Below are 16,682 nucleotides of genomic sequence, written 5' to 3' on the forward strand. Positions count from 1 at the left end.
CGACCTTGCCGTTGATCGTGCCCCAGCCGGTGACCACCCCGTCGCCGGCCACCTTCTGCTCGGCCATGCCGAACTCGACGCCCCGGTGCTCGACGAACATGTCGAACTCCTCGAACGAGTCCTCGTCCAGCAGCAGGTCGATCCGCTCGCGGGCCGTCAGCTTGCCCTTGGCGTGCTGGGCGGCGACGCGCTTCTCACCGCCTCCGGCGCGGGCCTGGGTCCGGCGGCGTTCGAGTTCTTCGAGAATGTGCTGCAAGGAAGACTCCGGCCCGGTGCGTGAACGTCGCAAAGATCGGATTTTGCGGGCTTGAGGGCTGAAGGCTCAAGGAAATTGAGGTTTCGGCGAGGGCTTGCGAACTTGCATCTTGTGAAATAGCAAAGTTGCGAAATGGGAGAGAAGCTGTTCATCGGGCCGCGCCTGCGGCTGCTGCGCCAGGCCAAGGGCTGGAAGCTGGAGGCCTGCGCCGCCCAGCTGGGCCTCTCGGCCAGCTATCTGTCGCAGATCGAGGCCAACCAGCGGCCGGTCACCGCCCGGGTGCTGATCGACGTCATGCGGGTGTTCGAGGTCGACGCCGCCTCGCTGGACGCCGCCGACGACCAGCGCCTGATCGCCGACCTGCGCGAGGCCAGCGCCGATGCGCCCTCGGGCGGGGAGGCTCCCAGCCTGTCGGAGATCAAGGCGGCGGTGGCCAACACGCCCAACCTGGCCAAGGCTTATCTCGACCTGCACCGCGCCTATCGCCGGCTCGACGAACGGCTGAAGGCGACCGAGGAGGCGGTGTCGCTGGACGAGCGCGGGGCGGCCAGCGCGCTGCTGCCCTATGAGGAGGTCCGCGACTTCTTCCACTACAAGAACAACTACATCCACAGCCTGGACGTCGCCGCCGAGGCCCTGGCGGGCGAGATCGGCGGGGGCGGCGAGCGGGCGCTGGAGGCCTATCTCGCCGACCGCCTGGGCGTTCGCGTGGCCCGCAGCGGCGAGGCCGATCTGCTACGCCACTGGGACCCCGCCTCGCGGACGGTGAGCGTGGGCGCGGCCCACCCCGAGGCGACCCGCAGCTTCCAGCTGGCCTACCAGATCGCGGCCCTGACCCTGTCCGACATCGTCGAGGCCGAGCTGGCGGCGGCGGGGTTTCGCAGCGACAGCGCCGCCAAGGTCTGCCGCACGGGCCTGTTGAACTACGCCGCCGGCGCGCTGGTGCTGCCCTACGAGCGGTTCCGCGAGGCGGCGCGGGCGGCGCGTCACGATGTCGAGCGGCTGGCGCTGAGCTTCCAGACCAGCCTGGAGCAGGTGTTCCACCGGCTGAGCACCTTGCAGAGGCCGGGCGCGCGGGGCGTGCCGTTCTATTTCGTGCGACTGGACCGGGCCGGCAACATCACCAAGCGCCACAGCGCCACGCGCCTGCAGTTCGCCCGCTTCGGCGGGGCCTGCCCCTTGTGGAACGTCCACGACGCCTTCGCCCGGCCCGACGCCTGGCTGGTGCAGCTGGCGCAGATGCCCGACGCGACGCGCTACATCTGCCTGGCGCGGGGGGTGGTGAAGCCGTCGGGGGCCTATCGCCAGGCCGAGCGCCGCTATGCTCTCGGTTTGGGCTGCGAGGCCCGCTACGCCGATCAGCTCGTCTATGCCGACGGGCTGGACCTGGCCGGGCCCCCGGCGCCGATCGGCGTCAGCTGCCGGATCTGCGAGCGCGACGACTGCTCGCAGCGCGCCTTCCCGCCGGTGGACCGGGCCTTCGAGGTGTTCGAGGACGACCGCCGCTGGGTGCCGTTCTCGCTGCGGGGCTAATCAACCAATTCGTCATCCCGGCCGCAGCGTAGCGGAGAGCCGGGACCCAGGGGCCGCCGCAAAGCGTTGGCGACCGCCCAGGCGGTGAACCCAAGCGCGGCGCCCAGTCCCCTGGGTCCCGGATAAGCGCTGCGCGCTTTCCGGGATGACGAGGAGGGGAGAGACGTAAACCTACGCCTCGATGTCGACGTCCTTGGTTTCCTTCAGGAACAGGATGCCGATCACCGCCGTCACCCCCGCCACCGCGATCGGGTACCAGAGCCCGTAGTAGATGTTGCCCGTGGCCGCGACCATGGCGAAGGCCGTGGTCGGCAGGAAGCCGCCGAACCAGCCGTTGCCGATGTGGTAGGGCAGGCTCATCGAGGTGTAGCGGATGTTGGTCGGGAACATCTCGACCAGCATGGCTGCGATCGGGCCGTAGACCATGGTGACGTAGATCACCAGCAGGCTGAGGACGAAGACCACCAGCGGCTTGTTGATCTTGGCCGGGTCGGCCTTGGCCGGATAGCCTGCGGTCTTCAGGGCGTCGGCGAGCTTGGCCTCCCAGGCCTTCTTGGCGGCGGCGAACTCGGCCTTCGGCAGGGTCTCGCCGCGGAACGAGGGCAGGGAGGTCTGGCCGATGCGGACCTCGGCGGTCTCGCCGGCCGCGGCCGGCTGGTTGTTGTAGCTGACGCCGGCCTTGGCCAGGTACGACTTGGCTAGGTCGCAGGAGGTGTTGAACACCGTCTTGCCGATCGGGTCGAACTGGAACGAGCAGTCGGCCGGGTCGGCGACCACGGTCACCGGGGCCGAGGCGGTGGCGGCGGCCAGCTGCGGGTTGGCGGCGCTGGTCAGGGTCTTGAACAGCGGGAAGTAGGTCAGGGCGGCCAGGGCGCAGCCCAGCATGATGATCGGCTTGCGGCCGATCTTGTCCGACAGCCAGCCGCAGACCACGAAGAACGGCGTGCCGATCAGCAGGGCGATGGCGACCAGGGTGTTGGCCGTGGCGCCGTCGACCTTCAGCATCTTCTCGATGAAGAACAGGGCGTAGAACTGGCCGGTGTACCAGACGACGGCCTGGCCGGCGGTCAGGCCCACCAGCGCGAGAATGACGATCTTCAGGTTGCCCCAGCGGGCGAAGCTGTCCTTCAGCGGCTGCTTGGAGCCCTTGCCCTCGTCGACCATCTTCTGGAACGACGGGCTCTCGGAGAGCTGCAGGCGGATCCAGAGCGACACGCCGAGCAGGGCGATCGAGATCAGGAACGGAATGCGCCAGCCGAAGGCCTGGAAGGCGTCCTCGCCGACGGTCGAGCGGGTGGCCAGGATCACCACCAGGCTCAGGAACAGGCCGAAGGTCGCGGTGATCTGGATGAAGCTGGTGTAGAAGCCGCGACGCCCGTGCGGGGCGTGCTCGGCCACATAGGTCGCCGCCCCGCCGTACTCGCCGCCCAGGGCCAGGCCCTGGATCAGGCGCATCAGGACGAGGGCGATGGGCGCGATGACGCCGATCTGCTCGTAGCTGGGCAGCAGGCCGACCACGAAGGTCGACAGGCCCATCAGCAGCATGGTGACGAGGAAGGTGTTCTTGCGGCCCCACAGGTCGCCCAGGCGTCCGAACACCAGCGCCCCGAACGGCCGCACCGCGAACCCTGCGGCGAAGGCCAGCAGGGCGAAGATGTAGCCCGTGGTCTCGTTCACGCCCGAGAAGAAGTGGTGGGTGATGTAGGTCGCCAGCGAGCCGTACAGGTAGAAGTCGTACCACTCGAAGACCGTGCCCACCGACGCCGCGCCGATGACCAGGGCGTCCTTGCGCTCCACGACCTTACCGTCCTTAGCGCCAGACGTCGCAGCGGCGTCAGCCATATCCCTCATCTCCTCCTAGGTCGCCGCTTCGATGCGGCGTTTTGGTTGAGTCAGGTATGGCAGGCCGTGGCGCCGCTACGGAAGGGGAACTTTCGGGGAACGTCGGGCTCCGAACGGTGATTTTCCGACTTGACGAGATACCGGTAGCAAGCCTTGCGGGGCTTGCCGTCCCGTATGCTGGAATCAGGCCTTGGCGGGGGTCTCCCTGGTCAGGGCATGCTTTCTGCGAGGAGCGGTCCGGCGGCCGACGAGGGCGGCCAGGGCCTCGTCGAGCATCGGATAGGCGAAGCGGAAGCCGGCGTCGCGGGCCGCCGCCGGCAGCACCTTCTGGCCGCTCAGCAGCAGTTCGTCGGCGAACGGTCCCAGCGCCGCGCGCAGCGGCCAGGCCGGGGCCGGCAGCAGGGCGGGACGGCCCAGCGCGCGGCCCAGGGCGGCGGCGAAGGCGCGGTTGGTCACCGGCCGCGGGGCCGTGGCGTTGACCGCGCCCTTCCACTGCGGCGTGGCGATGGCGTGGGCGATCATCCGCACCACGTCGTCCAGGTGGATCCAGCTCATCCAGTGGCGGCCGGCCCCGAACGGCCCGCCCAGGCCGAACTCGAACGGCGTCAGCATCCGGGAGAGCATGCCGCCCTCGGTGGACAAAACGAGCCCGATGCGCAGGCGCACCACCCGCACGCCATGGGCCTCGGCGCGGATCGCGGCCTTCTCCCACAGGGCGCAGATGAAGCGGGAAAAGCAGGGCTTCCCGCCATCGGCCTCGGTCAGGGGCTCGTCGCCGCGCAGGCCGTACCAGCCGATGGCCGAGCCGCTGACCAGCACCTTGGGCTTCTTGTCCAGGCGGGCGATCAGGGCGACGATGCCTTGCGTGGTCCGCACCCGGGAGCGGACGATGCGGCGGCGCTTGGCGATGGTCCACAGGCCGTCGGAAATCGGTTCGCCGGCCAGGTTGACGATGGCGTCCAGCCGCGTGTCGTCGGCGATCTGGGCAAGGTCGGTGACGATGCGGATCGGGGCGGGCAGGGCGGCGGCGTTGGCTCTGGTGCGGGTCAGCACCGTCACCTCGTGGCCGGCGCCGACCAGGGCCGCGACCAGCCGGGCGCCGATCAGGCCGGTGCCGCCGGTGACCAGCACCGACCGGCGCGGCGGCAGGGCGGCGACCAGGGGCGTCGGATCCTCGACGGAGATCCGCGCCGTACGAGCGGCGGCGGCCAGGTCGCGCAGGCCGCTGACTGCGACGCCGACGGCGGCGATGGCGCAGAGCACGCTCCAGACGCCATGGAAGGCGGGAACGACGCCGGTCGGGCGTGCGGCCCAGCCCAGCAGCAGCGGCGTCAGTATGGCCAGCACCACCCCGTAGTTCAGGGTCAGCAGGGTGTGCAGCACGCGCTCGCTGGCCGGCAGCTTGCGCGTGCGGTCCTCCTCGACGAAGTCCCACAGGGTGATGACCAGCTCGCCGGCCATCAGGGCCAGCAGGGCGATCGCCCAGGCGCCTTCGGGGCGGCTCCAGCCCAGGGCGGCGAACATCACCCCATAGGCCAGGTTGCGCACGCCGTGCAGCACGAGCTCGCCCTTCTGCGTCGGCTTCCAGGCCAGGCGCTGGGTCAGTTCGTGGTGGTAGAGCGTGTCGAAGCCGCCCATGGCCACCTGCACGAAGACCAGGACCCAGATCAGGTCGGTCATTGGCGGAACTCCCTAGGTTCGGCGGCGCGTTCGCGGAACACGCCGACCTGGCGCATCACCTCGCCCAGCAGGGGGTGATGCAGGCGAAGGACGAAGTCGAAGCGCCCGTCGGGGCGGTCCACATGGCTGATGGTCAGCTCGCCCGGCGCCAGCCAGGCCGGCAGCCGCAGGCGCATGGGGCCCAGGGCCAGGAAGTAGTGGTCGCTGTGGAAGTGCAGGGCGCGCTCGTCGGCGCTGACGGCCAGGGCGATGCCGAAACCGCCGCCCAGATATTCCTCCAGCCCCGTGGGGCCGGCGAACCGCTTGCTGCTGTGGATCACCTGGGGAAATCCATGGGCGCGGCCGTACATCCGCGTCCAGAACTGGCCGCCGGCCTCGTGGTCTTCCGTCACGGTGACGACCGCCGCCACGCCCAGGTCGTCGCCCAGGGGCAGGGGCGCGCCGATCAGGCGGCACAGCTGGGCCAGGATCCAGCCGGCGGCGTTGCGGCGGCTCTCGACGATCTCGCCGGCGTAGGTGACGGCCAGGCCGGGGCGCATCCGCTTGCTGAACCGCTCGCGCACCACCGGCGGCAGGCCGGCCCAGGCCTCCGCCCCCAGCAGGGCGGCGAAGCGCAGGTCGTGCAGGGTGTCGGGAAGGGCGGCCGGGGCGTCCTGGCGGACCTTTGCCGGAACCTCGTGAGCTGCGAGACGAAACATCTGCCTTCCCCGTATTCTCAGTTATTTCTGTAGAAACAGAAATTGTCGGTCAAAATTTTTGAGGCGTCCCCCGACGCCCCCGTCCCGGGAGCGCCGCCTTACGAGGGCGGCTTGCTCCGGCCCAGGCCCAGCAGGGCCACGACCTTGGTCCCCATCTTGATCAGCGCCATCAGGGTCGAGGGCGGCACGGTCAGCATCTGGCCGTACCAGCCGTCGATGGTGCTGACGAACTCGTGCATCGAGCGCAGGCGGCTCTTGGCCACCTTGCCCAGGGTCGGGTCGCCGTCGGCGGCGGCCAGCACGTGGGTCAGGGCCTCGACCATCGGGTCGATCTCGCGCTCCTTGCGACCCTCGGCGATGCGGGTGAGCATCAGCCAGAGATCCGCCTCGGCTTCGTAGTGGTCGCGGCGGTCGCCCAGCACCGGGATGCGGCGGATCAGCTTCCAGCCGATCAGCTCCTTGATGCTGTTGGACACGTTGGACCGCGCCAGGCCCAGGGTCTCGGCGATGTCTTCGGCCGTCATCGGCTTCTCGGCCAGATAGAGCAGGGCGTGGATCTGGGCGACCGACCGGTTGACCCCCCACTGGCCGCCCATGTCGCCCCAGCGCAGGACGAACTGCTCGACGGCGGCGGGGAGCTTTCTGGTCATGTCAGCTGTTTCTGTCATGACAGAAATATCAGGCGGAAGGGTTTGGGAGTCAAGCGGGGATCAACAAGGTTCGCATCTGCGCACTCTATCTTCGTCATCCCGGCCGAAGCGAAGCGGAGAGCCGGGACCCAGGGGGCGCCGCAAAGCGCCGGCCAACGCTGAGGTGGCGAGCCCAAGCGCCGCGCCCAGTCCCCCTGGGTCCCGGGTCTACGGTCCGCCTTGCGGCCCTCCGCCCGGGATGACGAAAAGGAGAGGGGCGGCGCCTTCGTGACGAAACATGACCCGCCGGTTCTGTGGCTTGATTTGTAATATCAATACGAAGATATTCCGCCCGCAAATCCGTCGCGGACGCATGCGGCGGGGAAAAATCGAACGGGAGTCTACGCCATGTCGGGACTGAAGAAGCTGGGCCTGGGCCTCATCGCCGGACTGCTCGCCTCGACCAGCGCCCAGGCCGCCGAGCCCCTGCCGCCCAGGACCTATCTGGGCGTCGACATCTCCTACGCCAACGAGATGGACGACTGCGGCGCGGTCTATCGCTCGGGCGACCAGAAGGTCGAGCAGTACGCCTACTTCAAGCAGGCCGGGGCCAACATCGCCCGCATCCGCCTGTGGAACGACCCGCAGTGGACCAAGTACTCCAACCCCGAGGACGTGGTCCGCAGCATCAAGCGCGCCAAGGCCGCGGGCCTGCAGGTGCTGCTCGACTTCCACTATTCCGACGACTGGGTCGACGGCGAGAAGCAACTGGCGCCCAAGGCCTGGGAAAAGCTGTCGACGCCGGATCAGGCCAAGGCGCTCTACGCCTTCACCTACGACACCCTGCGCAAGCTGGACGCCCAGGGCCTGATGCCCGACCTGGTGCAGGTCGGCAACGAGACCAACGGCGAGATCGTCTCGACCCTGGCCAAGGCCAAGGACCCGATCAACTGGGAGCGCAACGCCGTGCTGTTCAACGCCGGCATCAAGGCCGTGCGCGACGCCGGCGCGGCGGGTTCGAAGAAGCCACGGGTGATGCTGCACATCGCCCAGCCCGACACGGTCGAAGACTGGTTCGCCGCCGCCGCCAAGGCCGGGGTCACCGACTTCGACATGATCGGCATCAGCTACTACAGCAAGTGGTCCAAGCGCTCGATGGCGCAGCTGGGGGCGACCATCAACCACCTGCGCCACACCTATGCGGCCGACGTGGTGGTGGTCGAGACGTCCTATCCGTTCACCACCGACGGCGCCGACAGCTCGCCCAACCTGCTGGGCGAGGATTCGCTGATCCCCGGCTATCCGGCGACGCAGGAAGGCCAGAAGAAGTACCTGACCGACCTCACTCAGCTCGTTTTCGCCAATGGCGGCACGGGCGTCTTCTACTGGGAGCCGGCCTGGGTCTCGACCAAGTGCAAGACCCGCTGGGGCACGGGCTCGAACTGGGAGAACTCGACCCTGTTCGACTTCAAGGGCCAGCCGACGCAGGGCATGAAGTGGCTGTCGACGTCCTACGCCTTCCCGGTCGAGACGACCTTCAAGGTGGCGGCGGGCGACCAGACGGCGGCCTTCATCGACGGCGATTTCCTGGGCGGCGTCGGGCCGCGGCCTATGGTTCGCGAAGGGGCCGACTTCGTCTATCGCACCCGCCTGATGCCGGGCGCATCGGTGACCGTGGCCACCGCCTCGACCGCCGAAGCGGTGGGTTCGGCGTCCGCCGTTACCGCGACCATCGCCGCCAAGCCGAGTGTGTTGAGGTTGCCGGCTCAACCGTGACCGCTTGTCATATGTGATTGGTATGATAAATAGCACCGACGCGTCGATCGGCAGAACCGGCGCGTCAGCGCCCGCAGAGGCGCGGTCGACTTCGGCGCGGACGTCGCGCCCCACTGATCCGGCGATCTGAGCGCCGGTCCAATCCACAAAACCAGAAAACAGCCACGCCCGCAGAAGGCGTCGCGTTTCCAATTGGGGGAACTAGATGACCCGTCAATCCATGCTGCTCGCCGCCGCCAGCGGCCTGAGCCTGCTCGCCGTTTCGTCGGCCGCTTGGGCTCAAGACACCGCTGTCTCCGACACGCAGGTCGAAGAAGTCGTCGTCACCGGCGTGCGCAAGAGCCTGCGCGACGCCCTCGACGTGAAGCAGGGCTCCGACAAGGTGGTCGAGGCGATCTCGGCCAAGGACATCGGCGTGCTGCCCGACGTGACGATCGCCGAGTCGATCGCGCGCCTGCCCGGCGTCAACGCCACCCGCGACCGCGGCAACGACAGCCAGGCGGTGGTCCGCGGCCTCGGCGCCCGCCTCGTGCTGGGCACCATCAACAACCGCGAAGTCGCCTCGTCCGAGCCCGACCGCAACGTCCGCTGGGAAGTCTATCCGTCGGAAGTCGTCTCGGGCGTGCAGGTCTACAAGTCGCAGTCGGCCGACCTGATCGCCGGCGGCGTCGCGGCCACCATCAACATCTCGACGATCGACCCGCTGGACTACAAGGGTCCGTCGGTCGTGCTGCGCGCCGGCCCTGTCTATTACGACGGCGGCAAGGACATCCCGAACTACGGCCAGACCGGCTACCGCGCCAGCGGCTCGTTCGTGCACAAGATCAATGACGACCTGGCCATCGTGCTGGGCCTGACCAGCCAGAAGCAGAAGAACGGCTACGTTTCGCTGCAGGGCTGGGGCTGGAACGATTCCAACATCCGCACCCCGGTCGGCGCCAGCGACTCCAGCGGCGACCTGAACGGCGACGGCAAGGCCGACGCCACGCCCTGGGGCCTGCAGCTCGAGGTCAAGAAGCTCGAACAGAAGCGCGACGGCCTCTCCACCGGCCTGCAGTGGAAGCCGACCGACAACTTCGAACTGAAGTTCGACGCGCTCTATTCGAAGATCAAGATCAAGGAGGACCAGGACCAGGTCGTCTACGCCCGCAACCGCGGCAACTGGGCCAACGTCGACCAGTGGTGGTACACCGGCGCGCCGGGCGCGTCGTACACCCTGGTCAACAACACCGTCGTGGCCGCGACCCTGCCGGGCGCCAACGTCACCTCGATCCTGGCGCGCTACACCGAAGACAAGACCCTGTTCGTCACCGGCCTGAACGGCAAGTGGACCGCCGACCAGTGGGTCGTGGCGGGCGACCTGTCCTATTCGAAGGCCGAGCGCGAGAACAACTGGCGCGCCCTGCGCATGGTCTCCGAGCCGACCTCGCTGAGCTACGACGTGCGCGCCGGCGCCAAGCCGACCGTGAGCACGACGCAGCAGCCGATCACCCTGACCCAGAACGTCTGGGGCGGCTGGTCCAAGGCCAGCAACGAAGGCGGCCAGAACGACGGCCTGGAGCAGCTGAACGACGAACTGGTCGCCGGCGCCCTGGACTTCACGCGCGACCTGGAAGGCAAGTTCAAGAGCTTCCAGTTCGGCTTCCGCGTGTCGGACCGCACCAAGGACCACAGCCAGGCCCAGTGGTTCGTCTGCGCCAACTCGGCCAACCTGAGCAACATCTACGACCCGACCGTTCAGGACGAGTGGGGCAACTGCATCCAGAACGCGACCGTGCCGGCCAGCATGCTCAGCGCGTACAGCATCAGCGGCCTGAACGTGCCGAACGTCATCACGGGCGACCTGGATTCCATCGCCCGCAAGATCTACGGCGACAACGCCTTCAACTACGCCAACGCCCGGGACAACCTGGCCCAGCGCTGGAAGGTCAACGAGAAGGTCGGCGAAGCCTACGCCAAGGTGAACTTCGCGGCTGACGCCTTCGCCGGCTCGTGGATGAGCGGCAATGTCGGCGTGCGCGTGGTCACCACCAAGACCAGCAGCGACGGCTACCGCCAGGACGCCGGCGCGGCCACCTTCACCGCCGTGACCGTCGACAACGACTATACGGACGTCCTGCCCAGCGCGAACGTCAAGTTCGACTTCGGCCAGGGCAAGGTGGCCCGCTTCGGCCTGTCCCAGGTCGTGGCCCGCCCGCCGCTCGACGAGCTGCGCGCCAGCAAGACCCTGACCACCTGGGCGCCCTACACCGGCAGCGGCGGCAACCCCGAGCTGAAGCCGTTCAAGGCCGTGCAGTTCGACGCCTCGGCCGAGTGGTACTTCCGTCCGGAAGCCCTGGTCGCCCTGGCCTACTACTACAAGGACGTCGACACCTACATCGGCTGGACCCAGACCCCCGAGACCTACAACGGCACCACCTACGCGGTGTCGACCCCGGTCAACGGCGGCGGCGGCTACATCCAGGGCGTCGAGGCGACGTTCCAGACGCCGTTCTTCTTCCTGCCCAAGGGCCTGGACAAGTTCGGCATCTACTCGAACTACGCCTTCGTCGACTCCGACCTGAAGGAAATGACCCCGGCCGTGAAGCCGCTGAGCCTCGTGGGCCTGGCCAAGCACACCGCCACGGTCGACCTGTGGTACTCGGACGGTCCGATCGAAGCGCGCCTGGGCTACAAGTACCACAGCCCGATGACCGTGATTTACGGCTGGAACGGCTCGGAACTGCAGACCCTGACGACCGAGAAGACCCTGGACTTCAGCTCGTCCTACCAGGTCACCGAAATGGTCGGCGTGCGCTTCCAGGTCAACAACCTGACCAACCGCGCCATGCGCACCTATCGCGACGGCGATCCCAACCGTCTGGGCCGCTACGACCTCTATGGTCGTCGCTTCCTGATGGACGTGACCCTGAAGTTCTAGTTGTCCGACGCCTCGCGTGGTCCTCGCCCTTCGACAAGCTCAGGGTGAGGACCAACGCACCGCTTCGGCATTCGAGACCCTCATCCTGAGCCTGTCGAAGGACGAGGGTCTCGCAAGACCACTATCCAGGACGTCATTCCTCCCCGACGATCCTTTGTGAGGGGAGGGAGCCTCGCAGGCTTCCTCCCTTTCTTTTTGCTTTGAGAGGTCCCCCGATGGTCGAGTTCAGCCGCCGGCAAGCTCTGGTCGCCACCGCCGGCGTCGCCGCCTTCGCCGCGTCGTCCGCGCAAGCCGCCCCCAAGTCCGCCGCAGCCGCCAAGCCCGAAGCCAAGCCCGTGGTCGTCGACCTGGGCCCGCGCGAGCGCTCCAGCCTCGACTTCGACTGGAAGTTCCACCTCGGCCACGCCCAGGATCCGGCCCGCGACTTCGGCTTCGGCGCCAACCAGCGCACCTACGCCAAGGCCGGCGCCAACGCTCCCAACTGGTGGGTGGCCGCCGCCGCCCAGAAGGACTTCGACGACAGCGCCTGGACGCCGGTGACCCTGCCCCACGACTGGGCCGTCACCCTGCCGTTCGTGAACAACCCCGCCTACGTGCCCAGCGGCAAGCCCGACGACGAGGACCTGCGCGCCGCCCACGGCTACAAGGCCCTGGGCCGTGAATTCCCCGACACCAGCGTCGGCTGGTACCGCAAGAGCTTCGCCCTGCCGGCCGCCGACGCCGGCAAGCGCCTGTCGATCGAGTTCGACGGCGTCATGCGCGACGCCCTGGTGATCATCAACGGCTACATCCTCGAGCGCGAGGACAGCGGCTACGCCAGCTTCCGCGTCGACATCACCGACATCGTCAATCTCGGCGGCGACAACCTGATCACCGTCCGCGTCGACGCCAGCCTCGGCGAGGGCTGGTTCTACGAGGGCGCGGGCATCTATCGCCACGTCTGGCTGGTCAAGACCGCCCCGGTCCACGTGCCCCAGTGGGGCGTCTTCGTGAAGGCCAAGGTCGACGGCACGCTGGAGATCGAGACCGACCTGGCCAACGACGGCGACGCCGCCGCCGAGTTCGAGCTGGTCCACACCGTGCTCGACGGCGCGGGCAAGCCGGCCCTGGCCGTGGCCCCCGCGAGCGGCCGCCTGCCGGCCTGGCAGCGCCAGTCGCTGTCGCAGACCGTGACCCTGGCCGGCCCCGTCCTGTGGTCGCTGGAAAACCCGCACCTCTACACCCTGGTGACCGAGGTGAAGGTCGCCGGCGCCGTGGTCGACCGATTCGCCGCCCCGTTCGGCGTGCGCTCGGTGCGCTTCGATCCCGACCAGGGCCTGTTCGTCAACGACAAGCACGTCAAGCTGCAGGGGACCTGCAACCACCAGGACCACGCCGGCGTCGGCGCGGCCATCCCCGACGCCCTGCAGGTCTGGCGGGTCGAGCAGCTGAAGTCGATGGGCTGCAACGCCTATCGCGCCTCGCACAACCCGGCCACGCCCGAGCTGATGGACGCCTGCGACCGCCTGGGCATGCTGCTGATCGCCGAGACCCGGCGGATGTCCAGCGACCCCACCTCGCTGGACGAGATGGAGCGGCTGATCCGCCGCGACCGCAACCACCCGTCCATCATCCTGTGGTCGATCGGCAACGAGGAGCCCCAGCAGGGCACGCCGCGCGGCGCCAAGGTCGCCAGGACCATGAAGCGCCTGGTGGGTCGCCTCGACCCGACCCGCGGCGTCACGGCCGCCATGGACAACGGCTTTGGCGACGGCATCACCGCCGAGCTCGACGTGATCGGCTTCAACTATCGCCACGAGAAGATGGACGACTTCCACGCCCGCTTCCCGAAGCTGCCGATCATCGGCAGCGAGAGCGGCAGCACGGTCACCACGCGCGGCGAATATCTGCGCAGCGAGGCCAAGTCCTACGTCCCGGCCTACGACACCGACCACCCCTGGTGGGCGACCACGGCCGAGAAGTGGTGGAGCCACGCGGCCGACCGTCCGTGGATGGCCGGCGGCTTCATCTGGACCGGCTTCGACTATCGCGGCGAGCCGACGCCCTTCAACCGCTGGCCCAGCATCAGCTCGCACTTCGGCGCGCTCGACACCTGCGGCTTCCCGAAGGACAACTATTACTACTACCGCGCCTGGTGGCGTCCCGAGCCGCTGCTGCACCTCTTCCCGCACTGGAACTGGGAAGGTCAGGAGGGCCAGCCCGTCGCCGTCTGGGTCCACAGCAACTGCGACAAGGTCGAGCTGTTCTTGAATGGCAAGAGCCAGGGCGTGCGGGAGGTCAAGGCCAACCACCACGTCGAATGGTCGGTGCCCTACGCGCCGGGCGTCATCGAGGCCCACGGCTACAAGGGCGGCAAGGTCATCCTGCGCCAGCGCCGCGAGACCGCCGGCCCGGCCGCCGCCCTGCGCCTGACCACCGATCGTTCCGCGCTCGCCGCCGACGGCCAGGACGTCGGCATCCTCAAGGTCGAGGTGGTCGACGCCAAGGGCCGCGTCGTGCCCAAGGCCGAGGACCTGGTGACCTTCGCGGTCACCGGCCCCGGCGAGGTGATCGGCGTCGGCAACGGCAACCCGACCAGCCACGAGAGCGACGTCGCCAGCGCGCGCAAGCTCTTCAACGGCCTGGCCCAGGCCATCGTCCGCACCAAGCGCGGCCAGGCGGGCGAGGTGCGGGTGCTGGCCTCGGCCCCGGGCCTGAAGCCGGCCTCGCTGGCGCTGAAGGCGGGGTAGGGGCTGCGCGGCGGAAATCCTCGCCCTTCGACAAGCTCAGGGTGAGGATTTCTACTGCGAGGCCTGCAAATTGGTCCTCACCCTGAGCCTGTCGAAGGGCGAGGGCCAACGCACGGAGCTTCAGAAACTTCCACGCAAGATCCTTCCACGAGACATTGAAATGGGGGTGGACGCTGGCCGCTAGCGCGGCAGTATCCACCCCTTCTTTCGTCAGCTTCGCCAGGATCGCCCATGCGCCGCCCGACCCAACTGCTGCTCGTCTCGCTGCTGGCCCTGACGGCGGCCGGACCGATGGCCGGCGCGGCCGTGCGCGAGGCGCCCCAGGCGCTGTTCACCGGCCGCGACCTCTTCGGCCTCGAGGTCGCCAGCGATCCGCAGATCCGCCCCGACGGCGACGTCATCGCCTATGTGCGGGCGACCAACGACATCATGGTCGACCGCGCCGTGCGCAGCATCTGGCTGGTCGACGCCAAGACCGGCGTGCAGACGCCGCTGGTCTCTGGTCCCGGCTCCGCGATGTCGCCCCGCTGGTCGCCCGACGGCCAGCGGCTGGCCTATGTGCAGGTCACCCCGGACGCCGGCGCCCAGCTCTACGTCCAGTGGGTCGCCACCGGCCGCACCGCCAGGCTGGCGACGCTGGACGAGGCCCCCAGCGACCTGACCTGGTCGCCGGACGGCAGGACCATCGCCTTCACCATGCTCACCGCCGACGACGGCGCCAAGCTCGGCTCGGCCCCCGAGGGCAAGCCCGACAACGCCAAGTGGGCGCCGGCCCTGACCGTCGAGACCCGCGTCAACTTCCGCGAGGACGGCGAGGGCACGCTGAAGCCAGGCTACGCCAAGATCTACACCATCTCGGCCGAGGGCGGGGCGCCGCGCCAGCTGACCTTCGGCAGGTTCGACGACCGGGGGCCGCTGTCGTTCACCAAGGACGGCCGCTACCTGCTGTTCTCGGCCAATCGTTCCGAAGGCTGGGAGCGCGACGGCAACCAGACCGAGATCTGGTGCCTGACCCTGGCCGACGGGGCGCTCAAGGCCCTGACCAGCCGCATCGGTCCCGACGCCAGTCCGGTGGTCTCGCCCGACGGCCGCCAGGTGGCCTATGTCGGCTACGACGACTCCCGCCGCCGGGGCTACGAGAACCAGCGCCTCTACGTGATGGACATCGACGGCGGAAACAGCCGGGTGCTGACCGGCGGCCTCGACCGCTCGGTGGACGCCCCCGTGTGGTCGGCCGACGGCCGCAGCCTCTATGTCGACTACGACGATCACGGCTCGGTGCGGGTCGCCCGGGTCGGCCTGTTCTCTGGCGAGATCGAGACCATCGTCGCCGGCCTGAACGGCGCCGGCCTCGACCGTCCCTACAGCGGCGGCGCCTTCAGCGTCTCGCGCGACGGGACCGTGGCCTTCACCCAGGGCTCGACCAGCCGCCCCTCCGACATCGCCGTGGCCAGGAAGGGCGCCGAGGCCCGCCGCCTGACGGCCCTGAACGCCGACCTGCTGGGCGCCAAGACCCTGGGCAAGGTCGAGGCCCTGCCGGTAAAGTCGTCCTATGACGGCAAGCCGATCGACGCCTGGATCGTCACCCCGCCCAACTTCGACCCGGCCAGGAAGTACCCGCTGATCCTCGAGATCCACGGCGGGCCGTTCTCGGCCTATGGCCCGGGCTTCTCGACCGACTACCAGCTCTATGCCGCGGCCGGCTACGTGGTGGTCTACGCCAACCCGCGCGGCTCCACCTCCTATGGGGAAGCGTTCGCCAACGAGATCGACCGCAACTATCCCAGCCACGACTACGACGACCTGATGAGCGCGGTGGACGCCGCCGTCGCCAAGGGCTTCGTCGACAGCGACCGCCTCTACGTCACCGGCGGTTCGGGCGGCGGGGCGTTGACGGCCTGGATCGTCGGCAAGACCAGCCGCTTCGCCGCGGCCGCCACCCAGAAGCCGGTGATCAACTGGACCAGCCAGGTGCTGACCACCGACGCCTACAGCTCCATGGCCTCCTACTGGTTCGGCAAGATGCCGTGGGAAGACCCGCAGGGCTATTGGGCCCGCTCGCCGCTGTCGCTGGTGGGCAACGTCAAGACCCCGACCCTGGTCGTGGTCGGCGACCAGGACCTGCGCACCCCGGTCGGCGAGGCCGAGCAGTACTACCAGGCCCTCCAACTGCGCGGCGTGCCCACCGCCCTGGTCAAGGTCCCCGGCGCGAGCCACGGCGGTATCGCCAGCCGCCCCTCCCAATCGGCCGCCAAGGCCTCGGCCATCCTGGCCTGGTTCGAAAAGTTCCAGTTGCCCCCGAAGTGACCGCCAGATCCTCCCCCTCTGGGGGAGGTGGCGCGAAGCGCCGGAGGGGGGCCGTTTTCAGCTTCCGCGGCGCTGGCCGGTCTTTCCCCCCACCCCCAACCACAAAACTCCGCCTCCCTCGCCCCTGTGGCGAGGGCCCATGCCGGCGACCGCTTAGACCCAGGCCGTCCTGGCAAGGTCTGAGCGGCTGAACGATGGATCCTGGGCACAAGGCCCAGGAAGGCGGTGTTGGGGTTGGGCGAGGGAAGTTACGAGCGGGGAGCCTGCCCCTCCTTCCGTAAAATCCCCGCGAAAGCGGGGACCCAGGCTTTT

The 16,682-nt window shown here is 68.7% G+C and carries 11 protein-coding genes; 6 read left to right on the top strand and 5 right to left on the bottom strand.

Annotated elements, in window-relative coordinates:
* Positions 1-256 (bottom strand): carboxyl transferase domain-containing protein (locus AC07N1_RS24815; RefSeq protein ID WP_494674215.1); only part of this gene is annotated, 256 nt, incomplete at its 3' end.
* Positions 257-388: 132 nt separating this feature from the next.
* Here AC07N1_RS24815 and AC07N1_RS24820 point away from each other — a divergent pair.
* Entirely contained in the window at positions 389-1,789 is a 1,401-nt protein-coding gene (locus AC07N1_RS24820) for a helix-turn-helix domain-containing protein (RefSeq protein WP_494674216.1), read from the top strand.
* Between the two features lie 171 nt (positions 1,790-1,960).
* Here AC07N1_RS24820 and AC07N1_RS24825 read toward each other — a convergent pair whose 3' ends face one another.
* The 4 genes from AC07N1_RS24825 to AC07N1_RS24840 form a co-directional block, all read right to left on the bottom strand.
* Positions 1,961-3,631, bottom strand: coding sequence for an MFS transporter (locus AC07N1_RS24825; protein WP_494674217.1), 1,671 nt, complete (start codon positions 3,629-3,631; stop codon positions 1,961-1,963).
* A 183-nt stretch (positions 3,632-3,814) separates the two neighbouring features.
* Positions 3,815-5,311: a TIGR01777 family oxidoreductase gene (locus tag AC07N1_RS24830; RefSeq protein ID WP_494674218.1), complete on the bottom strand. Its 1,497-nt coding sequence runs from the start codon at positions 5,309-5,311 to the stop codon at positions 3,815-3,817.
* Entirely contained in the window at positions 5,308-6,009 is a 702-nt protein-coding gene (locus AC07N1_RS24835) for a DUF4166 domain-containing protein (protein ID WP_494674219.1), read from the bottom strand. Before AC07N1_RS24835 ends, AC07N1_RS24830 begins: the two co-directional genes overlap by 4 nt.
* A gap of 98 nt (positions 6,010-6,107) precedes the next feature.
* Positions 6,108-6,659 (bottom strand): GbsR/MarR family transcriptional regulator, encoded by a 552-nt coding sequence (locus AC07N1_RS24840; protein ID WP_494674220.1) that lies wholly within the window; start codon positions 6,657-6,659, stop codon positions 6,108-6,110.
* A gap of 59 nt (positions 6,660-6,718) precedes the next feature.
* Between AC07N1_RS24840 and AC07N1_RS24845 the strand changes: the two genes are divergently transcribed.
* The 5 genes from AC07N1_RS24845 to AC07N1_RS24865 all read left to right on the top strand — a co-directional run bounded on the left by AC07N1_RS24845 (position 6,719) and on the right by AC07N1_RS24865 (position 16,370).
* Complete coding sequence (locus tag AC07N1_RS24845; protein ID WP_494674225.1) at positions 6,719-6,901, top strand: hypothetical protein; 183 nt, start codon at positions 6,719-6,721, stop codon at positions 6,899-6,901.
* Positions 6,902-7,046: 145 nt separating this feature from the next.
* The gene (locus AC07N1_RS24850) at positions 7,047-8,414 is read left to right on the top strand and encodes a glycoside hydrolase family 53 protein (protein WP_494674221.1); all 1,368 of its coding nucleotides are present in this window, start codon (positions 7,047-7,049) and stop codon (positions 8,412-8,414) included.
* A gap of 205 nt (positions 8,415-8,619) precedes the next feature.
* Complete coding sequence (locus AC07N1_RS24855) at positions 8,620-11,334, top strand: TonB-dependent receptor (RefSeq protein ID WP_494674222.1); 2,715 nt, start codon at positions 8,620-8,622, stop codon at positions 11,332-11,334.
* 215 nt (positions 11,335-11,549) lie between these two features.
* Entirely contained in the window at positions 11,550-14,063 is a 2,514-nt protein-coding gene (gene galA / locus AC07N1_RS24860) for a beta-galactosidase GalA (protein ID WP_494674223.1), read from the top strand.
* Positions 14,064-14,294: 231 nt separating this feature from the next.
* The gene (locus tag AC07N1_RS24865; protein ID WP_494674224.1) at positions 14,295-16,370 is read left to right on the top strand and encodes a prolyl oligopeptidase family serine peptidase; all 2,076 of its coding nucleotides are present in this window, start codon (positions 14,295-14,297) and stop codon (positions 16,368-16,370) included.
* Positions 16,371-16,682 lie beyond the last annotated feature (312 nt).

Source organism: Caulobacter sp. GW821-FHT09B11 (genome assembly GCF_059418205.1).